Source organism: Solirubrobacter soli DSM 22325 (genome assembly GCF_000423665.1).
Taxonomy (GTDB): Bacteria; Actinomycetota; Thermoleophilia; order Solirubrobacterales; family Solirubrobacteraceae; genus Solirubrobacter; species Solirubrobacter soli.
The window spans coordinates 221927-242144 of the sequence record NZ_AUIK01000009.1 but is presented as its reverse complement, the minus strand read 5'-3'; the positions used below and the strand labels follow the sequence as shown (position 1 = coordinate 242144).

General features: G+C 71.8%; 21 protein-coding genes. 7 read left to right on the top strand and 14 right to left on the bottom strand.

Annotated features, from left to right (window positions below; all coding sequences use genetic code 11):
* Window positions 1–78: 78 nt before the first annotated feature.
* From G569_RS64505 to G569_RS57500, 3 genes are read left to right on the top strand one after another with little or no spacing between them, the layout of a single operon-like run.
* Complete coding sequence (locus G569_RS64505) at window positions 79–1437, top strand: hypothetical protein (RefSeq protein ID WP_028063054.1); 1359 nt, start codon at window positions 79–81, stop codon at window positions 1435–1437.
* Complete coding sequence (locus G569_RS57505) at window positions 1434–2012, top strand: hypothetical protein (protein WP_028063053.1); 579 nt, start codon at window positions 1434–1436, stop codon at window positions 2010–2012. Before G569_RS64505 ends, G569_RS57505 begins: the two co-directional genes overlap by 4 nt.
* Before the next feature lie 34 nt (window positions 2013–2046).
* Window positions 2047–3645 (top strand): L,D-transpeptidase family protein, encoded by a 1599-nt coding sequence (locus tag G569_RS57500; protein ID WP_157591898.1) that lies wholly within the window; start codon window positions 2047–2049, stop codon window positions 3643–3645.
* Here G569_RS57500 and G569_RS46590 read toward each other — a convergent pair.
* From G569_RS46590 to G569_RS0108170, 5 genes are read right to left on the bottom strand one after another with little or no spacing between them, the layout of a single operon-like run.
* Window positions 3606–4286 (bottom strand): SDR family oxidoreductase, encoded by a 681-nt coding sequence (locus G569_RS46590; RefSeq protein ID WP_053226038.1) that lies wholly within the window; start codon window positions 4284–4286, stop codon window positions 3606–3608. The genes G569_RS57500 and G569_RS46590 overlap by 40 nt on opposite strands.
* 30 nt (window positions 4287–4316) lie before the next feature.
* Entirely contained in the window at window positions 4317–5141 is an 825-nt protein-coding gene (locus tag G569_RS0108185; RefSeq protein ID WP_028063052.1) for a hypothetical protein, read from the bottom strand.
* Window positions 5138–5629, bottom strand: coding sequence for an RNA polymerase sigma factor (locus G569_RS46585; protein ID WP_169542098.1), 492 nt, complete (start codon window positions 5627–5629; stop codon window positions 5138–5140). The genes G569_RS0108185 and G569_RS46585 overlap by 4 nt, the downstream gene beginning before the upstream one ends.
* Window positions 5630–5689: 60 nt before the next feature.
* Entirely contained in the window at window positions 5690–8467 is a 2778-nt protein-coding gene (locus G569_RS0108175) for an aconitate hydratase (RefSeq protein ID WP_028063051.1), read from the bottom strand.
* Between the two features lie 44 nt (window positions 8468–8511).
* On the bottom strand, window positions 8512–9648 hold the full coding sequence (locus G569_RS0108170) for an aminotransferase class V-fold PLP-dependent enzyme (RefSeq protein WP_028063050.1): 1137 nt from the start codon (window positions 9646–9648) through the stop codon (window positions 8512–8514).
* A gap of 70 nt (window positions 9649–9718) precedes the next feature.
* Here G569_RS0108170 and G569_RS0108165 point away from each other — a divergent pair, with 70 nt between their 5' ends.
* Both G569_RS0108165 and G569_RS0108160 read left to right on the top strand, forming a co-directional pair.
* Window positions 9719–10321 (top strand): hypothetical protein, encoded by a 603-nt coding sequence (locus G569_RS0108165; protein WP_157591896.1) that lies wholly within the window; start codon window positions 9719–9721, stop codon window positions 10319–10321.
* On the top strand, window positions 10322–11338 hold the full coding sequence (locus tag G569_RS0108160) for a hypothetical protein (protein WP_028063048.1): 1017 nt from the start codon (window positions 10322–10324) through the stop codon (window positions 11336–11338). It begins immediately after the preceding gene.
* Here G569_RS0108160 and G569_RS0108155 read toward each other — a convergent pair.
* Both G569_RS0108155 and G569_RS46580 read right to left on the bottom strand, forming a co-directional pair.
* Window positions 11335–11988, bottom strand: coding sequence for a hypothetical protein (locus tag G569_RS0108155; RefSeq protein WP_028063047.1), 654 nt, complete (start codon window positions 11986–11988; stop codon window positions 11335–11337). The genes G569_RS0108160 and G569_RS0108155 overlap by 4 nt on opposite strands.
* On the bottom strand, window positions 11985–12530 hold the full coding sequence (locus tag G569_RS46580) for an RNA polymerase sigma factor (RefSeq protein ID WP_053226036.1): 546 nt from the start codon (window positions 12528–12530) through the stop codon (window positions 11985–11987). Before G569_RS46580 ends, G569_RS0108155 begins: the two co-directional genes overlap by 4 nt.
* Window positions 12531–12702: 172 nt before the next feature.
* Here G569_RS46580 and G569_RS46575 point away from each other — a divergent pair, with 172 nt between their 5' ends.
* The gene (locus tag G569_RS46575) at window positions 12703–14046 is read left to right on the top strand and encodes an MFS transporter (RefSeq protein ID WP_053226035.1); all 1344 of its coding nucleotides are present in this window, start codon (window positions 12703–12705) and stop codon (window positions 14044–14046) included.
* An 11-nt stretch (window positions 14047–14057) separates the two neighbouring features.
* Window positions 14058–14600: a TetR/AcrR family transcriptional regulator gene (locus tag G569_RS0108140; RefSeq protein WP_028063046.1), complete on the top strand. Its 543-nt coding sequence runs from the start codon at window positions 14058–14060 to the stop codon at window positions 14598–14600.
* 15 nt (window positions 14601–14615) lie between these two features.
* Here the strand turns inward: G569_RS0108140 and G569_RS0108135 are convergent, their stop codons facing one another.
* The 7 genes from G569_RS0108135 to G569_RS0108105 form a co-directional block, all read right to left on the bottom strand.
* On the bottom strand, window positions 14616–15236 hold the full coding sequence (locus G569_RS0108135) for a protein-L-isoaspartate(D-aspartate) O-methyltransferase (protein WP_037495295.1): 621 nt from the start codon (window positions 15234–15236) through the stop codon (window positions 14616–14618).
* 67 nt (window positions 15237–15303) lie between these two features.
* Complete coding sequence (locus G569_RS0108130; protein ID WP_028063044.1) at window positions 15304–15843, bottom strand: nicotinamidase; 540 nt, start codon at window positions 15841–15843, stop codon at window positions 15304–15306.
* Complete coding sequence (locus tag G569_RS0108125; RefSeq protein ID WP_028063043.1) at window positions 15822–16646, bottom strand: NAD(P)-dependent oxidoreductase; 825 nt, start codon at window positions 16644–16646, stop codon at window positions 15822–15824. The genes G569_RS0108130 and G569_RS0108125 overlap by 22 nt, the downstream gene beginning before the upstream one ends.
* Window positions 16643–17698 carry a baeRF10 domain-containing protein gene (locus G569_RS62340; protein WP_028063042.1) on the bottom strand — a complete coding sequence of 352 codons (1056 nt, stop codon included), beginning with the start codon at window positions 17696–17698 and terminating at the stop codon, window positions 16643–16645. Before G569_RS62340 ends, G569_RS0108125 begins: the two co-directional genes overlap by 4 nt.
* Before the next feature lie 75 nt (window positions 17699–17773).
* A complete protein-coding gene (locus G569_RS57495) occupies window positions 17774–18154 on the bottom strand; it encodes a hypothetical protein (RefSeq protein ID WP_053226034.1) in 381 nt (126 codons plus the stop codon).
* 57 nt (window positions 18155–18211) lie between these two features.
* The gene (locus G569_RS0108110; protein WP_037495286.1) at window positions 18212–19303 is read right to left on the bottom strand and encodes a nicotinate phosphoribosyltransferase; all 1092 of its coding nucleotides are present in this window, start codon (window positions 19301–19303) and stop codon (window positions 18212–18214) included.
* A 12-nt stretch (window positions 19304–19315) separates the two neighbouring features.
* Window positions 19316–20137 (bottom strand): undecaprenyl-diphosphate phosphatase, encoded by an 822-nt coding sequence (locus G569_RS0108105; RefSeq protein ID WP_028063040.1) that lies wholly within the window; start codon window positions 20135–20137, stop codon window positions 19316–19318.
* Between the last annotated feature and the right edge of the window lie 81 nt (window positions 20138–20218).

Sequence of the window (20218 nt, the reverse complement as noted above, 5' to 3'; positions counted from 1 at the left end):
CGTCTGCCCCTTTCGCCCTTGCCGGGTGGCGAGGGTCGCGTAGGCTCCCGCCCGACGACTTCCCGGTGAGGAGGACTGATGGAGCCGCAGCGCGACACGACGGCCGAGATCGCACCCGAGACGCCCGCCGTCGCCGCGGCCGCGCCCGCGTTCGGGACGGCGCTGCCGTCCGGTCCCATCTCCTTCGCCTCGCTCGCGCGCTCGGGACTCGACGGCCGCGCCGCGACGATGCGCGCGCTCCAAGCCGGCGCCGGGAACGCCGCCGTGCTGCGGATGATGGACGCGCACGTCTGCGGGCCGGGCTGCGGGCACACGCTGGCGCGCCAGGCCCACGTGTGCGGCCCCGGCTGCGGCCATGACGTGATGCCCGCCGCGGCGTTCGACGGCGGCGAGAAGTTCGACAAGGGGCGCGAGATCGCGGGCGGCGAGATCGTCCAGCGCAACAGCTTCTCGATGGACATCGGGATCGGCCGCGGGCCGATCCCGGCGGCGCCGCCGATCCCCGTCGCGGCCTCCTCGGACCGCGCCGAGGGCTCCGAGCCCTCGACGCCCGCCGAGGTGCCCGAGGCCGGTGCCGCGCCGGGCGCGGCCCCTGCTCCGCCGGCGGGCGAGCAGGCCACGCCGGGCGCCGGGAGCGCGGCCGCCGCGGCGAACGCCGCCCCAGGCGGCGCGGCGCCGGCCGGGGCCGCGGCTCCGGCCCCGGCGGCAGCCGCTCCCGCGGGCGGCGCGGCTTCCGCCGCCGCAGCGGCCGGCGGCGCCGCAGCGGGCCCGGCGGACGGCCAGGTCATCACGATCCCGGACATCGTCAAGCCCGAGCTCGAGCACATCCACGCGTGCGACTCGATCGCCGGGATCATCCCGTACAACGGCACGGTCGTCGGCGGCGAGACGCCGCCCGGCAACGCGTTCGGCATCTGCCGGTTCGGCGACGTGCGCGTGACCGGGATCACGATCACGCTCACCGCCAGCGTCTACCAGGTGCGCGGCACGATCGAGAACCGGATCAAGTGGGGCGTCCAATCGCTCGGGCGCACCGATATCTCGGGCGACGCCGACTCGGACATCACCGCCGCCAACTACAACACGGTGTCGACCGACCTGACGCCGAACATGTCGAGCAGCGGCGGCCGCCCGCCGCGAACGCAGTTCTGGGCCAACGACCTGACGCAGACCCACGAGCTGTTCCACGCCAACGACGTGCGCAGCCAGGGCCCCGGAGCGGCGACCTCCGCCGTGTCCTGGATCTCCTCGCAGACGGCGACCGACGTCGCCGGCGTGCAGGCGCTGGTCGACCAGATCCCCGCCCGCGTGGTGCGGACCATCGTCGCCGGCATGGGCGAGCCCGCCGAGGTTCGCGCGTACGGCGCCGGCGCCCCCGCGTACCGCGCACGGGCGAACTCGATCAAGACCAAGGGCGACGCGGGCACGTACACGTGAGCGACGCCGAGCTGGAGATCCCCGAGACCCCCGGCGACGTCCCGTACCGGGACCGCGAGGACGCGTGGGCGGAGCGGTTGTTGACCGCGAACGGACGCCCGGACGACGACGCGTCGGTGCAGCGGCTGCTGGACTCGCCGTCGGAGCTGTTGGTCGGCGCCGCCGCCCGGCTCGCGGGCGCGCGCGGGCTGCAAGATTCGTTGCCGCGGCTGCGCGAGCTCGCGGCCTCCCCCGACGACCTGCTGGCGGTCCACGCGGCCGCCGGGCTGGCCAAGCTCGACCCAAGCGAGGGCAAGCGCGAGCTGGCGCGGGTGGCGGCGATCCCGTGGGCGGGCGCGCCGGGCGCGATCCAGGCCGCCGGCGAGTTGGCGCGGCTCGGGGACCCCTCTGCCGCGGCCACGGTGTACGGCGCGCTGGACTCCGACAACCGGGTCCTGCGGACGATCGCGGCCAAGCAGCTGCTGTTCCTGGCCGACGCGGGCGAGCCGGCCGCACGCGGGCGGATCGAAGCGCTCCAGCAGGATCCGGACGAGGGTCTGCAGGCGATCGCGCGCTCGCAGCTCGCCGCTTTGTGAGAACGCTCTCATCCGCGTCGCCTACTTTGGGTGCGTGGCCCTCGGACTCGCCCCAGCTCCGGCTGCCCGGAAACGCCGGCCGCACCGCCGTCGCCGCTGGCCCGTCGTCGCCGTCTTTGCCGTCATCGCCGTCGTGGCGCTCGCCCTCACCGCCGTGCTCGAGCTGTCGGGCCTCACCCTCTCGCCTGACCCGCAGGCGCTCGCGGGGTACGAGATCCAGCTGTTCGGCGGCGGCCTGGTGCGCGCCCACGGCACCGACCCGGAAGGCCGGCCGGTCGCGCTGACCGGTGCGGGCGAGAAGCTCACGCCGCGCAACCGGATCGCGCCCGGCACCAAGGTCACGGTCGTCGTCACCATCCGCCGGCCGGGCTGGAACGCCTGGCTGCTGGGCAAGACCGCGACCAAGCGCATCACGGTGATGGCGCCGCTGGCCAAGGTGACCTCGACGTGGGTGACCAAACCGGCGGGTGGGGCGGTCCCGGTGACGTTCAGCGAGCCGGTCGCCCGCGTGTCGTACGCCGGTCACACCGCCCGCGGGACCGGGCCGTCGCTCAAGCTGCCCGAGAAGGCCAGGGCGGGGACGGTGCGCGTCGCAGTAGCCGCGCGTCCGTGGGAGAAGCTCGGCGATCCCGTGACCGTGCACTACTTCCCGCCCGCCAAGCGTCCGGTGGCGCTCGTGAACCCGGCGCCCGGCGGGCGCCTGGATCCGGGTGACCAGGTGCGCGTCACGTTCTCCGCCAAGGCCGCCCAGCCTAAGGTCAGCGTCGCCGGCCGCTGGAAGCACCCCGACGGCCACACGTACGTCTTCACGCCGTCCGGCTCCGGGCCGTCGTTGGGCAGCGACGTCAAGCTGACGCTGCCGCACACGGCCGCGGTCGCCGACAGCGCCGGCCGCGGCCTGAAGACCGGTCGCACCGTCACCTGGAAGATCCCGCCCGCCTCGCCGCTGCGCCTGATCCAGTTGCTGGCCGACGAGGGCTACCTGCCGGTGAAGTTCGACGGCCCGGCCGTCGCGCAGACGGTCCGCGCGCAGCAGAGCGCCGCCGCCGACCCGCCCAAGGGCGACTTCCCGTGGCGCTTCGACAACACGCCGTCCGAGCTGAAGAAGCAGTGGAAGCCCGAGACCGGCAACGTGATCGTCAGCGGCGCGATCATGATGTTCCAGGACGAGCACCACCTGACCGTCGACGGCCTCCCCGGCCCCGACCTGTGGAAGGCGCTGCTGGCCGACGCCGTCGACGGCAAGACGTCCCACACGGGCGGCTACAACTACGTGTTCGTGCACCGCGACTCGCGCCCGCAGGTCGCCCATCTCTGGCACAACGGCAAGGAGATCTTCAGCTCGCCCGGCAACACCGGCGTCGCCGCCGCGCCCACCGATCTCGGCACGTTCCCGGTCTTCGAGCACCTCGCCGAGACCACGATGAGCGGCACCAACCCGGACGGCTCGCACTACAGCGACCCAGGCATCAAGTGGGTCAGCTACTTCAACGGCGGCGACGCCCTGCACGCCTTCGACCGCGCCTCCTTCGGCACGCCGCAGAGCGTCGGCTGCGTCGAGCTGCCGCTCGCGGCGGCGGCCAAGATCTATCCCTACACGCCGATCGGCACGCTCGTCACCATCGAGAGCTGAGTCGCGTCGACGGTCCAGAGCGCGCTCTCGCGCTCGCCCGCCACCGCCAGGACCGCGTCGCCGACCTGCTCGGCGGTGAGGAAGCCGTCGTCGAAGGTGATGCCCAGCGCCGGCGCCGCCGTCCGCCCGACCGCGCCCGCCGGGGTGATGTACGGGGCGAGCCCATGGACGGCGATCGCGGGCGCGAGGACCGCGGCGAGGTTGCGGGTGAGCGAGGTGAGCGCCGCCTGCGCCGGCGAGATCGACAGGTGCGCGGCGCCAACGGGGATGCCGAACCGCGCCGAGATGAGGTTCACCACGGTCCCGCCCGCCAGTCGCGGCACCGCGGCCTGTGTCAGCGCCAGCGTGCCGAAGACGTCGACCTCGAAGCCGCGGACGAAGCGCTCGAGGGTCAGGTCCTGGAGCGGGTCCAGGACCGGCAGCGCCGCCGCGTTGTTGACGAGCAGGCCGACGTCGCCGGCGAGCTCGACGAGCGCGCGGATGTCGTCCGCGTTCGTGATGTCGGCGGCGACGTTGCGCGCGCCGTCGACCTCCGGCGCCGTCCGCGCGGCGGCGATGACGTCATGCCCGGCGGCGACGAGCCGCCGCGCGATGCCGAGGCCGAGCCCACGGCTCGCCCCGGTCACGATCGAAGTGGTCATGCCGGGTTAGACGGCCCGGCATGACCGAACTCACCGGCTCAATTTCGCGAGGTTCTCCGGCGTGGGCTCGAGGTGCTCGATCGCCTCCACGGTCTCCACCACCCGCGAGGTCATCGCCGGCTGTCCCGGCGTCTTGGTGGTCGACTCCTGGATCGAGCCCAGCGGCGTGCCGTCGTCGGCGTCGATGAAGAACTCGCGGTGGTCGGTCCAGGTGCCTTCACGGATCTTGAAGCGAGGGACCGCGGGCGCCACGCCGGACGTGTCGACGACGTAGACCTGCGCGCGCCTGCCGGCGAACTCGGCCGTCCCCGCGGGGTCGAGCGTGCCCTTCTGGTAGTTGCGGCGGAACTCGGCGACGAAGTTCTGCTGCAGCTGCTGGTGCCAGCTCTGGGCGTCCGGGCCGTCGGCGTCGGTGCTGACGACGTCCTGACCGTCGCGATTGCGGAAGCGCACCGAGCCGTCGGGGCGGAGCACCATGTCGCTCCAGCCCTTGGCGCCGACGTCATCGTGGCGGCGCGCGCGATCGCGGTACAGCCAGTTCTCCCGCGTCATCTCGAGGCGGTCCGAGCCGAACTGGCTGACGACGCGGGCGCGGACGTAGAGGATGTCGCGGGCCTGGCTGGTCTGCGCGTAGGCCTGCGCCGCCAGGTCGGGGGTCGAGCCACCGGTGAAGGCGATCACCGCGGCCGCCGCGGCGGCGAGCGCGCCGGCTGGGAGGGCGAGCATGAAGCGGCGACGCCGGCGTGGCTCCGGGAAGTCGGCCAGCAGCGCCGACAGCAGCTCGTCGGGCGGCGTGAGGTCGGTGTCGCGCGCGGGGTCGAGCGCGCGCATGCGGTCGAGCAGTTCGTCGGTCATGTCGTCTCCACCGGGGTCAGTGCGGCCGCGAGGCGGCGGCGCGCGCGGGTCAGGCGCATGCGGAAGGCAGGCGCGGACACGCCGGCGACGCGGGCGGCCTGGTCGAGCGGCAGGTCGTCCCAGGCGACCAGCCGCAGCGCTTCCTGGTCGTCTTCGGAGAGCGTCGCGAGCGCGCGCAGCAGGGCATCGCGCTCCCCCAGCAGCTCCGCGTGGTCGGGCGCGTGGTGCGCCGTCACGTGAGCGGCGGCCTCGGTCTTGGCCAGCGCCCGCTCGCGCGAACGCGCGCGGTTGGCCAGCGCGTTGCGGGCGACCACGAGCAACCACGGCAGGACCGGGTCGCGTAACTCCGAGTGCCGGCGCAGCGCCACGGTGAACACCTCGGCGGCGACCTCCTCCGCATCCGCGGGAGAGGTGCGCCGCCGGGTGTAGGCCAGGACCGCGCCGTAGTGGGCGCGGTACATGGCCTCGAAGCGATCAGGTGGGCTCACACCATGTCTTGGTCGCGAGGAGCCCATTCGCAACCTAAAGGGGTCAGGCCCCTTTAGGTTCTACAGGAGCGAGCGCAGCACGAACGGCAGGATGCCGCCGTGCTGGTAGTACAGGACCTCCTTGGGCGTGTCGATGCGCACCCGCGCCGTGAACTCCTTGTCGTCGGCGCGCACCGTCACCTCCTTGGCCTCGCCGCCGTCGATGCCGACGATCGAGTAGGACTCCTCGCCGGTCAGGCCGAGGGACTCGGCGTTCTCGCCGTCCTTGAACTGCAGCGGGAGCACGCCCATGCCGACCAGGTTCGAGCGGTGGATGCGCTCGTAGGACTCGGCGATGACGGCGCGCACGCCGAGCAGCTTCGTGCCCTTGGCCGCCCAGTCGCGTGACGAGCCGGAGCCGTACTCCTTGCCCGCCAGGACGATCAGCGGGACCTCGTCCTCGATGTACTTGATCGAGGCGTCGTAGATCGACATCTCCTCGCCGTCCGGCATGTGCCGGGTGAAGCCACCCTCGGTGCCGGGCGCCATCTGGTTGCGCAGGCGGATGTTGGCGAACGTGCCGCGGACCATCACCTCGTGGTTGCCGCGGCGCGAGCCGTAGGAGTTGAAGTCGCGCTGCTCGACGCGGTTCTCGTTGAGGTAGAGCGCCGCCGGCGTGCCCTTCTTGATCGCGCCCGCCGGGGAGATGTGGTCGGTGGTCACGGAGTCGCCGAGCTTGGCGAGGACGCGTGCGCCCTCGATGTCCTCCGGCGCCACCGGCTCCTTCGGGATGTCCTCGAGGAACGACGGGCGGCGGACGTACGTCGAGCGCTCGTCCCACGCGAAGCGGTCGCCCTCGGGGATGTCGAGGCCGCGCCAGGCCTCGTCGCCCTCGAACACGCCCTCGTACGAGGACCGGAACATCTCCTCGTGCACGGACTCCTCGACGACGCGGGCGACCTCCTCGGCGGAGGGCCAGATGTCCTTGAGGTAGACGTCCGCGCCCGACTCGTCCTGCCCGAGCGGGTCGTCGGTGAGGTCGATGTCCATCGTCCCGGCGAGCGCGTACGCCACGACGAGCGGCGGCGACGCGAGGTAGTTCATCTTCACGTCCGGGTTGATCCGGCCCTCGAAGTTGCGGTTGCCGCTCAAGACGCTCACCACGGCGAGGTCCTCGGCGTTGACGATGCTCGAGACCTCGTCCGGCAGCGGGCCGGAGTTGCCGATGCAGGTCGTGCAGCCGTAGCCGACGAGGTGGAAGCCGAGCGACTCGAGCGAGTCGACCAGGCCGGCCTTGTCGTAGTACTCCATGACGACCTTCGAGCCCGGCGCGAGCGACGTCTTCACCCACGGCTTGGACTTCAGACCGCGCGCGGCCGCCTTCTGGGCCAGCAGGCCGGCGGCGATCATCACCGACGGGTTCGACGTGTTCGTGCACGACGTGATCGCGGCGATGACCACGTGGCCGTGGTCGAGCTCGGTCTCGGTGCCGTCGGCCATCGTCAGCGGGACGGCGTGGGAGAGGCGCTCGGCGACCTGCACGCGGGTGCCGTCGTGCGGCGCCTCGGAGGTGTCGGTGCCGGAGCCGTTGCCGTTGTGGGCGGGCGCGTCGGACGCCGGGAAGGACTCCTCGCCCTCCTCGTCGACGCCGGTCGCGGGCTCCGGCTCGGGCAGGATGTCCTCGAGCGCGCCGCGGAACGCCGACTTGGACTCGGTCAGCGAGACGCGGTCCTGCGGGCGCTTCGGGCCGGCCAGCGACGGGACGACGTCGCCGAGGTCGAGCTCGAGCGTCTCGGAGTACGTCGGCTCCTCGCTGTTCTCGTCGTGCCAAAGGCCCTGGGCCTTCGCGTAGGCCTCGACGATCTCGATGCGCTCCTTCGAGCGGCCGGTGAACTCGAGGTAGCGGATCGTCTCCGCGTCGATCGGGAAGATCGCGCAGGTCGAGCCGAACTCCGGGCTCATGTTGCCGATCGTCGCGCGGTCGGCGAGCGGGAGGTTCGGGATGCCCGGCCCGTAGAACTCGACGAACTTGCCGACGACGCCGTGCTCGCGCAGCTTCTGCGTGACGGTGAGGACCAGGTCGGTGGCAGTCGCGCCCTCGGGCAGGTTCCCGCCGAGCTTGAAGCCGACCACGCGCGGGATGAGCATCGACATCGCCTGGCCGAGCATCGCGGCCTCGGCCTCGATGCCGCCGACGCCCCAGCCGAGCACGCCGACGCCGTTGATCATCGTCGTGTGCGAGTCCGTGCCGACGAGCGTGTCCGGGTAGAGCACGCCCTCGTTCTCGAAGACCACGCGGGCGAGGTACTCGAGGTTGACCTGGTGGACGATGCCGACGTCCGGGGGGACGACGACGAAGCCCTCGAACGCCGTCTGGCCCCAGCGCAGGAAGCCGTAGCGCTCCTCGTTGCGCTCGAACTCGCGCTCGGCGTTGATGCGAAACGCGTCGCGGGTGCCGAAGGCGTCGACCTGGACCGAGTGGTCGATGACCAGCTCGGCCGGGACCAGCGGGTTGATCTTGGACGGGTCGCCGCCCAGCTCGGCCATCGCGTCGCGCATCGCGGCGAGGTCGACCACCGCGGGCACGCCGGTGAAATCCTGCATGACCACGCGGGCCGGCGTGAAGCCGATCTCCTTGGAGGGCTCCGCCTTGTGGTCCCAGGTGGCGAGCGCCTCGATGTCCTCCTTGCGGACGGCCACGCCGTCCTCGTTGCGCAGCAGGTTCTCGAGCAGGATCTTCAGGGAGAACGGCAGCCTCGCGACGTCGAACTTCTCCTGGAGGGCGTCGAGCCGGTAGATCTCATAGGAGCGCCCGCCGACCTCGAGGTCGGCACGAGCGCCAAAGGAATTTTCAGACACTGATTTCAGCTCCGATGACGGAGTGGGATTAAGTGCCTCTGAGCCTACCCCCGAAGCGCTTTCACTGAGCTCACGGCTGCATCGACGTCGGCCGCGTCCACGTGCAGCGAGGTGCCGAGCCGCGCGTACTCGACGGCGTACGGGGTCACCGACGCGCGGATCCGCTGCGCTTCGAGACGGTCGACGACGGTCGACGCGTCCATCCCGTCGACCTCGAAGCAGACGATCCCGGCGCTGACCGCGGGGTCGCGCGGCGTGACCAGGCGGACGTTCGGGAGCTCCGCCAGGCCGTCCTTGAGCCGGGTGGCGAGCGTCGCGATCCGCTGCGGAGCGTCCTCCGGCCAGGCGCCGAAGGCCGCGTCGAGCGCCCAGCGATGCTCGAACGAGTGCCAGCCGCCTGGGGTGAAGCGCGGGCCGGGGTCACTGCTGAAGGCGAAGCTCGGGATCGTGCCCTTGATCCGGCTCCAGTCCTCCGTCCAGACCAGACCCGTGCCGCGGGGTCCGCCGAGCCATTTGTGGGTGCCGGCGATGAAGATGTCGCCGACCTTGCGCGGCGTGGTGGCGGCGAGGCCGTGGACGCCGTCGACGACCAGGATCGGCTCCACGTCGAGCTGTTCGATCGGGATGCGAACGCCCGTGCTCGAGTGCACCCAGGTCAGCGCGACGACCTTCGTGCGGGGGGTGATGGCCGCGGTGAGCCGGCTGAGCATCTCGTCGGCGCCCGCTTGCGCGGGGTCGTCGTAGAGCGCGACGCGGTGGACGCGCGCCCCCGCGAGCCGCAGGGCCTCGTAGGTCGCGTAGTGGTCGTGGGTGGTGGTGAGGACCTCGTCGCCCGGTTCCAGCAGACCGGAGTACACGAGCCCGAGGCCCATCGTGGTCGAGTCCGTGAAGGCCAGCTCGCTCGCCCCGGCCCCGAGGTGCTGAGCGGCGGCCTCGGCGACGGCGCGCTCGAACTCGCCCTGGTGCTCGTGCAGGTAGACGGCCGCGCCGGCGTCAAGCCCGCGGCGGTGACGCTCGATCGCGTCGCGGACGGGCTTGTCGTGCGCGGCGAACAGGAAGGCGTCGAAGTGCCGGTACGCGGGGTCGAGCCCGGCCTGTGGCTTCTCCGCCTTCTTGGCCCCACAGCCCGCGAGCGCCAGCGCCGCACCCCCGGCGAGCAGCTGCTTGCGGGTGACCTCCATCGACCGACCTTAACCTCGACTTCCGGGTTACTTGCGCACCGGGGGCTCCGTCCAAGAGGATCGCTCCCTCATGAGAGTGATCGTGCGCACGGGCGTCGGCTACCTCCTCTTCGCCGGCGGGTTGACGTTCCTCGTCTACGGGATCGCGCAGGCGATCCAAATGGGCAACTGCGGGTCCGACTCGTACGGGCGCTCGTTCGGGCCGCCCTGCCCGACCGGTTTCGGCCCGATGATCATGCTGATGATCCTCGGGACGTTCGTCGCGCTGATCGGCGCCGGCATCGCCTCCGTCGGCCTCGGCGTGGTCGCGCGGCTGGTCTTCGCGGGGGTCATCGCGATCGTCGCCGGTGTCGTGCTGGGGATCGTCGACCTCAACGACGACGACTCCCGCCCCGGCCTGGAGATCGTGATCGCGGTCCTGGCGCCGCTGGCCGTCCTCTCGTTCCCCGGTCCGGTCGCGCGCGAGCAGCGCCGCCGCCGGGCGCCCGCGCAGGTCATGACGGAGCCGCCGGTGTCGTTCGCCGGGCCGCCGCCGACCTGGGCGAAGACGTCGAAGCAGAGCGCCGACGACATCGCCTCACGGCTCCGCCAGCTCGATCAGCTCAAGGAGTCCGGGCTGCTCGACGAGGCGACCTACAAGGAACGCCGCAACCAGATCCTGGCGGAGCTCTAGATGCGGTTCATCGCCTATCTCGTGGGCCTGGTGGCGGCCCTGGCGGGCTGCTACGGCGCGTTCGTGGCCATGCAGGCCGTCGGACCGAAGGACCAGACGGACGACTTCGGCTTCGGCGACGGCGCCACGATCTCGCCCGGCGGCGGAGACCTGTTCGAGTCCAAGAACTTCGCGCTCGTGGTCGCGGCTTTGAAGCGCGAGCTCGGACCCGACGGCCGGATCTCCTACCTGCGCGTGGAGCGAACCGCCGCCAACGCCACGGGGAAGGTGGGCGACATCGAACGCAACGTCCAGATCGACGCGTCCGGGCGCTCGCGCGCCACCGATGGCGACAAAGCCGACCTGCGGGCCTGGATGCCGGTGTCCAAGCTCGATCCGGCCGCGATCGACGTGATGGTGCGCGAGGCGCAGAAGCAGGCGCGGGCGCTCGTCGAGACCTTGAACTTCCAGAGCAACAACCGCGAGTGGAACGTCGACATGGACGGCGGCGAGCCCGACGCGTTCATCGCCAACCTCGACGGCGGTGGCCTGCGGCTCTCAGGCGAGCCGAACCCGGTCGGGATCGGCGCCACACCGGACTCGCTGCTGCGGGCCGAGAACCTCGAGAAGGTGATCGCGGCGGCGCGGAAGGAGGCGCCGGCCGACGCGCGCGTGACCGGCTTCGACATCCGGCCCGATCGCGTCAGCTTCGGCCTGGACACCGGCGGGCGGACGCTGACACTCGACTACGGCTACGACGCCCAGCTCACGGGTCGCAACCTGGCGGCCAAGACCGGCGCGCCCACCGCCTCGGTCACGTGGGAGCAGATCGAGCCGGAGGCGATCGACCGGATGGCGCGCACGGCGAACAAGGTGCTCGAGCAGAAGCTCGCCGACGTGCAATACGTCCTGCTCAACGACTCGTTCGCAGGCGACGGGAAGCCGTCGCTGCTCATGTACTTCAAAGCGGGTGCCGACCCGCCCTACGGCGTCGCCGATCTGCACGGCCGCCACTTCACCTGGCCGGGGCGGGGCTAGCCGCCCTGGGTGTCGCGCCAGGGCGAGCAGTCGTTCTCGTATTGGGCCGTGAGCGCGACCGGGTCACCGAGCGCTCGCGGGACGTCGGCCCAGTTGCCGGGGTGCTTGCGCAGCATCGGCCACTTCGGTGCGTCGGTGAGGATCGCGCCGGCGGCCTCGCGGGCGGCGCCGTCGCTGTCGAGCCAGAAGCGCAGCCAGATGCACGCCGCCCTGAACTCGACCAGGCTGCGGACCTCGCGCGCAGAGTTGACGCTGGCCATGTCGTAGGGACCCTGGGCGGTGGAGAGCCAGTCGAACGTGTCCCGGTGGCCGGGCGGGTACGGGGTCTCGTCCTCGTAGCCGTCGGCGATCGCGGGCAGGTCGGCGTGGGCGACGACCGGGTCGCCGATCTGGAACTCGGGCGCGTCGGGTGCGGCCACCAGGGCCGCCGACAGCGCGAGCGTCTCGGGCGGCACCACCGGCTGCGGGGGACCGGTCTGGGCGGCGTCGCCGGCCCGGCCCGGCAGGGCGAGGACGAGCGCGGCGGCGCACGCCGCCGCGGCCGGGAGCGTCAGGACCGCGTGCAGCCGCGGACGGCGGCGGCGACGTGCGCCGTAGAGCCGGTGCGCGGCCTCGTCGAGCGCGGCCTCGAGCGCGGGCAGGGTCGTCACGAGCGCTCCTTCGCCAGCCCGCGCAGGGCCAGCAGCCCGCGGCTCACCCGCTTGCGCACGACCGCCTCGGAGACCCGCACGCTCGCGGCGATCTCCTTGTAGGAGCGCTGCTCGAGCACCCGCGCGCGCACCGCGTCCGCCTGGTCCGGCGGGAGCTGCTCGAGCAGCTCGAGCGCCCGCTCCTCCGCGCCGAGGCGCTCGATCCGCTCGCTCATGTCGTCGTCGATCACGAGCCGCGGCAGCGCCAGCTTGCGCCGCGCCCGGTCCTCCACCTGGCCCTGCTCGATCGAGCGCATCAACCGGTGCCGCGCGATCCCGTACAGCCACGCGAGCCCCTCGCCCCGGTCGGGGCGGTAGCGCTTCGCGCCGAGCAGCGCCGCCGCGAACGTCTCCGCGGTCAGGTCCGCCGCGAGCTCCGCGTTGTTCGCGCGCCGCATGAAGTACCCCAACACCGCGCCCTCGTGCCGGCGGTAGAAGACCGCGAACGCCGACGGCGCGTCGGGCGTCGCCGCCAGCAGCTGCTCGTCGGACCAGTCCTCCATTGGTCCCCTTACAGGAACCGAACGACCTTTGTGACGTATCCGCTGCTCCATCGGCCCCACTCACCAAGAGCCGCAAGGCGCCCACGCTGTGACCAGCGCGAAATTTGACAGTGCTGTCCAATCTCGCTAACTTGGACAGCACTGTAAGTGTTCTTCGAGTTCGGAGGTCCCGATGCGGGCGCTGCTCCTCCTTTGCGCGGCCCAGTTCATGGTCATCCTCGACATCACGGTGGTGAACATCGCGCTGCCGTCGATGCAGCACGATCTCGGCCTGGCGGCCGGCGATCTCCAGTGGGTGATCACCGCGTACACGCTCGCGTTCGGCGGGCTGCTGCTGCTCGGCGGCCGCGCCGCCGACCTGTTCGGACGGCGGCGCATGTTCTTCCTCGGCCTGAGCGTGTTCACCGCGGCCTCTCTGGGAGCAGCGCTGAGCGGCTCGCCCGCCATGCTGATCGTCGCGCGGGTGGCGCAAGGCGTCGGCGCCGCGATGCTCTCCCCCGCGGCGCTGTCGCTGGTGACCACGCTGCACCCCGAGGGCCCGGAGCGCCACCGCGCGCTGGCGGCATGGGCGGCGGTCGCCGCGAGCGGCGGCGCCGTCGGCGTGCTGGTCGGTGGCGCGCTGACCGAGCTCTTCGACTGGCGGGCGATCTTCCTCGTCAACGTGCCGGTGGGGATCGTCGTGGGGGTGCTCGCGCGCCGGGTGATCGCTCGCGACACGCCCGTGGGCGGGCGCATCGACGTGCTCGGCGCCGCACTGGCGACGGCCGGCCTCGTCGCGCTGATCTATGCGCTCGTCGAGACCCCCGACGCAGGGTGGATCTCGGTGCAGACGCTCGGGCTGTTCGCGCTCGCCGCCCTCGGTTTGGCCGCGTTCGTGGGCGTCGAGCGACGCGCGGCGGCACCGCTCGTCCCGCTGCGTGTGCTGCGTCGCCGCCCGACCGTCGTGGCGCTCGCGCTCATGGTCGTCGGGATGGGCACGGTCCTCTCCTCGTTCTTCTTCCTCACCGTCTACCTCCAGGAGACGCTCGGCCACTCCGCGCTGCGCACCGGGCTCGAGTTCCTCCCGGGCGCCGTCCTGCTGGTGCTCGCCGCCCACGGCGGCCGGCATCTGATCGCCCACCTCGGCGCCAAGGGCGTGCTCGCGAGCGGGATGACGCTCGGCGCGGGCGGAGCGCTGCTGCTGAGCGGCCTGCCGGCGGACGGCAGCTACGTCGCGGACGTGCTCCCCGGCCTGCTCCTGCTCGACCTCGGGATCGGCCTCGCCGCGTCGGGGATCTTCATCACCGGCTTGTCGGGCGTCGGCCATGAGGAGGCCGGGCTGGTCTCCGGGCTGATGAGCACCGCGCACGAGATCGGCATCGCCCTCGTCCTGCCGGTGCTCTCCACGATCGCGCTCAACGGCGGCGACGCCTTCAACGCGGCGGGCGTGTTCTGCGTGGCCGCGGCGCTGCTCGCGCTCGTCGGCGTGCGCCGCGCCGACGTCGCCCCCGGAAGCGCGACGGCGTTCGTGCACTAAGTTGGCCGGCTGTGACCAGGCGCCGCGCCGATGCCGAACGCAACATCGCGGCGATCCTCGACGCGGCCGTGCTCGTCCTGGCCGACCGTCCCGACGCGGGCCTGGGCGAGATCGCCAAGGCCGCCGGCGTCGTCCGCCAGACGATCTACGCCCACTTCCCGTCCCGCGACGACCTCCTCGAGGCCGTCGCGGACCGCGCGCTGGAGCAGACGCTCACCGCCATTGACGCCGCCGACCCCGAATCCGGCCCGCCCGCCGAGGCTCTGGACCGGCTCATCCAGGCGTGGTGGACGTCCGTCGCCCGCCACGCCCGCGTGCTCGAGGCGCTGGCGGCCGTCTCGCCGTCGCGCGCGGCACTGCACGACTTCCACGGCCCGGTGCTGGCGCGCTTGAACGCCCTGCTCGAGCGCGGCGACTTCGATCGCGACGTCCCCGCCACCTGGTTCCTCGCCCTGATGCACGCCGCGGCGGACGACGTGGCGGCGGGACGCCTCGACGAGGCCGCGGCCGCCGCGACGCTCCGCCGCGCGGTCCCGAAGCTCTTCACAACCTAAAGGGGTCAGGCCCCTTTAGGAAACGAGCGGCACGAAGCGGACGCGTTCGAGGCCCGTGCGCTCGAAGCGCCCGCCCGGCGTGTGGTGCACGAGCCAGAGGCGCTGGTCGCCCGTCTGCACGGGGACGATCAGGCGGCCGCCGCGGCCGAGTTGGTCGACCAGCGCCTGCGGGATGTCGTGTCCCGCGGCGGCGGCGACGTTGATCGCGTCGAACGGGGCGGTCTCCGGCAGGCCGCGGGCGCCGTCGCCCACGATCAGCGTGACGTTGTGGATCCCGGCCTTCTCGAGGTTGCGCTTGGCCTGGTCGGAGAGGTCGCGGTGGCGTTCGACCGACCAGACGTGGGAGCCGAGGTGGGCGAGCAGCGCGGCGTGGTAGCCGGAGCCGGTGCCGACGTCGAGGATGCGCTCGCCGCCCTTGAGCTCGAGCTGCTCGAGCATGCGGGCGACGACCAGCGGCTGGGAGATCGTCTGGCCGGCGCCGATCGGCAGCGGGACGTTGTCCCACGCCTCGCCGGCGAGCTCGTCGGGGACGAAGAGGTCGCGCGGGACCGAGCGCATCGCCTCCAGCACGCGCTCGTCGGAGACGTGGGCGCGGAGCTGCGCGATCAGGTGATCAGGGCCGAAGCGCTTGCTCATCGCTGCCACCCCCGGGATGCCTGAAACCTGCGCATGGTGCCTCGGCGGCCTGTCATCAGGCTCCGAGTCATACGATCACGCCGCCGGCGGCGCGTACCTCGGCCAGCGCGGCCTCGGAGTCGCCCGGCTGCACCTCGACGCCGCGGGCGGCCGTCGAGTCCACGGTCACCTCCAAGCCGGCCTTGAGTGCGTCCAGCGCCGTGTTCTTCACGCAGTAGTCCGTGGCCAGGCCCACGACCGTGACCTGGGTGACCCCGCGCTCGCGCAGGATCTCTTCGAGGTCGGTCCCCTCGAAGCCGCTGTAGCCGTTGGTGTCGACCGCCTGGCCCTTGTCGACGGTGATGTCGATCTTCGTGCGGTCGAGATCGGGATGCAGCTGAGCGCCCTGCGTGCCCGCGACGCAATGGACGGGCCAGATCCCGCCCTGCGCCTGGAAGGAGCCGTGGTCGGCGGGATGCCAGTCGCGGGTGGCGATGACGAGGTCATAGTCGCCGGAGGCGGCGAGCGCGTTGATCTTCGGGGCGATCGTGTCACCTTCGCTCACCGCCAGGGCGCCGCCGGGAGTGAAGTCGTTCTGGAAGTCGATTATGAGGAGCGCTCGAGCCATGAGGCCAGGAACGTAGCGGCCAGGTCCCGATCACCGTGGCCTGCCTCGACGGCCTTGCCCATCTGGTCCCGGATCAACCCCGGCAGCGGGAGCTCGAGACCCGCCGCCTTCGCGGCCTCCGCGACCAGCCCGGCGTCCTTGGCGGCCAGCGCCAGGGGGAAGCTCGGCTCGAAGGACCGGTCGATCATCTGCCGCCCCTTCATGTGCGCGTAGGGCGTGTCCATCAACCCGCCGCTGATGATCTCCAGGAACTGCTCCGGGTCGATCTTCAGCCCTTCGGCGAGCGCGATCGTCTGCGCGAGGCCCTCGACGAGCGCCAGCACCCACGTGTTGAGCACCAGCTTCATCCGCGTGCCCGTGCCGATCTCGTCGCCGAGGTCGACGACCTTCGCGGACACGGGCTCGAAGACGTCCTGCAACTGCTCGCGGCCAGGGCCTGACGCCAGCACGGTCAGCGCGCCGTCCTCGGCCGGCTTGCGCGTGCCGAGCACCGGCCCGTCGACGAGCCGGTCGCCGAGCTTGGCGATCCAGTCCACGCCGACCGTGCTCGCCTGCCACCAGAGCTGGTCGTCTTTGAGCTCGATGCCCTCCATGACCCTCGCGACCGTCGGCCCGTCGGCGAGCATCGTGACGATCACGTCGGCGCCGTCGACCGCCTCGGCGGGGGACCCGGCGACGGTCGCGCCGAGCCCCTCAGCCTTGTCGCGCGTGCGGTTCCAGACCGTGACGTCGTGCCGTGAGGCGAGGTGGCGCGCCATCGGCGCGCCCATGATCCCCGTGCCCAGAACCGCGACGCGACTCAAAACCGCAGCACCGCCCCGATCCCGCCGAGCGGGACCAGGTCGTCGTGGTGGCGGACGACCATCGCCGTCGCGGACTGCTCGATCGCCTTCTCGATCGCGGGCTCGACGATGTCCTCCACCGGCTCGCCCTGGTCCGCGGAGTCCGGCAGCAGCAGGCCCGCCTGGAAGTCGACGCGCCCGGCGGCCTTGAAGTTCTCCGAGATCAGCAGCGTCTCGACCCGGGCCTGGTTGAGCGCGTCCAGCACCTCCGCGATGCCGGCCGCGCCGCGCCCGCCCGTGCCCACGCCCTGCGCCAGCCGGTCCAGCGCCTCGCGCTCGCATTTCTGCACGTGCGCCTCGATCACGGGCCTGGCGGCCCCGCAGACGTCGTCCAGCGAGGCGTTCTCGACGTCGAGCACGACCTTGCCGACGCAGCGCTCGCGCAGGTAGGAGTGCAGCTTGCTCTTGAACTCCCCGATCAGATCCTCGGGGGCGCCGATGATCACCCGGTCCAGCCCGCGGTGCTTGAAGACGTTGAACGCGAGCTCGGCCGCGTTGGTCAGGTGGTCCCGGACCTCCTTCTCGGCCGAGCGCTGGTACTTGGACGGCGACCAGCCGAGCTTCTCGTACTCGCTGTGCACGTCGTCGACGAAGCGGTCGGTCTCCTCGAGCGCGTCGCCGGGGCCGACGAACAGCCGCGCGGCGCGGCGGTTGGTGAGGATCACCATCCACTGCTCGTCGGTGCCGTGCAGCACGAGCGGCTCGACGAACGCGGTCCTGTCGAGCACGACCTTGTTGTCCACGGGCCGCCGCAGTCGCACGATCTCGAGCAGATTCGCGGGCCCGCAGGCGTACACCGCGACGGCACGCGTCCCGTTGGCGGCGACGTCGGACAGGAGCACGTCGCGGACGCGCTCCACGTCATCCCGCAGCGCCATCCGTTCGTCGTGAGAGAGACCCTCCTTGGCCTCGACCTTGCGTGCCGCGGCGGTCATCACGGACGTCACCGCGGATGATCGCGCGCTCGGCGTCGCGAACTCGGTCGGGTCCAGGTTCAGGAACACGGACAGCACTCGCCCCTCATCGGGTCGGACGGCTGCGAGCTCCCGGAGTCGGGCCTGCGTGATCGGTTCGGCCATTGGTCGCGCCTACCCCACGTGTGCGGCAGCCGAACCGCGAGGCGTGAGGACGCGCACCCGTGGTTCGTGGCCGCCGGTCGTCGGCTTCGCCCCGGCGAGAGCGCCGAGGCCTTCCAGCATCACGAAGAAGGCGTTCGCGAACGGAGAGCCGGACGTCCGCGCACGAACATCCGCCCAGTCCATCTGCTCGCGCCGCGCTCGGGAGATCGCCGGCGACGACTCGTAGCGCAGCGAATGCTCACTGCCTGCCGTGAGCTTGGTCTCCAGCGCCAAAACGCGCATCTCCATGCCGAACACGGACATTACCTCCCCGCGCTCGAACAGTGCAGCGCCCGCCGTCACCCCCTGCGGGTGACGGATCAGCGCGACGAGCGTGTCGCCGTCGTCCACGGGCGATCTTCGGGTCGAGATCGTGGCGCGTCTGCGGTCCTCCGCGCGCCGCGCTCGCTACTTGACCGGCTCGAGCCTCGCGTTCGGCTTGTACTCGCGGCCCACCTTCGCGCACGGCCTGCCGTCGTTGAGCACGACGTCGGCGGTGAAGTCGTTGGAGCCGCGGATCAGCGACGAGCCGACGCCGTAGGAGTCGACGGGCACGCCCGCCTCCTCGAACTTCGTGATGCGCTCGGCGGTGAAGCCGCCGGAGGCGACGATGCGGACGTCCGGGTAGCCGTGCTTGTCGAGCTCGGTGCGGACCAGTTCGACGAGCTCGGCGGCGACGCCCTTCGGTGCCGCGTCGCCGTGGAGGCGGCGCAGGGACTCGTCGGCCAGCGTGTTGGAGGTGTCCAGCCGCACGCCCCAGAGGTCCTCGCCCAGCGCCTCGGCGACCTCCAACGCCGTCCGCACGGAGTCGTTGACGAAGTCGACGAGCACGGTGACGTTCATGTCGCGGCTGAAGCGGTCGGCGAACTTGCGCGCGGCGAGGGCGGTGTCGCCACCGTAGGCGGCGATCAGCGCGTGCGGGACGGTGCCGACGCCGCGGCCGCCCCACCAGGAGGATTGGGCGTCCGTGGAGACGCCGACGGTCCCGCCGATGTGGGCCGACCAGCCGTCGCCGGTCTGCACCAGCCAGTGGTCGTGGCGGGCGGGGAAGTAGAGGATCGGCTTGCCGCGGGCGGCCTCGACGACCTCGCGGACGTTGCGCATGATCAGCGTGCGGCGCGCCAGGACGCCGAGGTAGACGGTCTCGAGGTGGGCGAACTCCGAGTAGTCGCCCTCGATCGTCATCACGGTCTCCCAGGGGGAGATCTCGTCGCCTTCGTGCAGGGCCTTGACCTCGAGCTTGTCCCAGGCGTTGAGCCACACGTCGCCCTCGTAGTGACCCGAGCCCTGCTTGAGCACGGCGATCGCCTCGTCGATGCCGCCGAGCAGCGACTCCTTGCGCTGGAAGACCTGCATCAGCACCCGCGGGTGGTGATCGTCGGCCTCCAGGAGCTGCTTGGTCAGGTTGAAGTAGGCGTCGGAGTAGTAACCGTCGCGGATCTTCTCGACCGGCAGGCGGAAGACCGACGGAGGCAGACGTACGGTCTCGCGAAGGGTCATCTGACCAAAATTCTACGAGATGGCACCGGACGCGGTCAGGATGAGCACGAGCGTGCCCAGGACGACGCGGTAGACGACGAACACCGCGGTCGAGTGGGAGGTCAGCCAGCGCAGCATCCACGCGATCGACGCGTAGCCGACGATGAAGGCCAGCAGCGTGGCGATCAGCGTCGGGACGAGGTCCGCGCCGCCGGGCTCGCCGATCTTGCGCGCCTCGAACAGGCCGGAGAGGACGACCGCCGGGACCGACAGCAGGAACGAGTAGCGGGCGGCCGACTCGCGGTCGAAGCCCATGAACAGGCCGCCGGTGATCGTCGCGCCGGACCGGGACACGCCCGGCACGAGCGCGGCCGCCTGCGCGAGGCCCATGACCGCGGCGTCGCGCCCGTTGAGCTCCTCGATCGAGCGGGTGCGGGTCGAGACCTTCTCGGCCAGCAACAGCAGCAGGCCGAGCACGATCAGCGTCGAGCCGATCAGGTACAGCGAGCGCGCGCCGGACTCGATCTGGTCGTTGAAGATCAGCCCGAAGATCCCGATCGGAATCGTGCCGAAGCCGATGTACCAGCCGAGGCGCGCGTCATGGTCGGGCGAGCGCAGGAAGGTGCGGTCGGCGACGCTGCCCGCCCACGCGCGCAGGATCCGCCACAGGTCGGCGCGGAAGTAGATCAGCACCGCGGCGAGCGTCCCGAGCTGCGTGACGGCGGTGAACGCCGAGCCGGGGTCCTCCCAGCCGAGAAAGGCGGGGACGATCCGCAGGTGCCCCGTGCTCGAGACGGGCAGGAACTCGGTGAGGCCCTGGACGATGCCGAGGACGATTGCTTGGTAGGCGTCCATCGGCGGCGGCACGGTAGCAACGGGCCGGTGAGTTTTCCGACAATCGCTAGCCGTCCGTGCAGGGTCAAAGCGCTAGCGTCC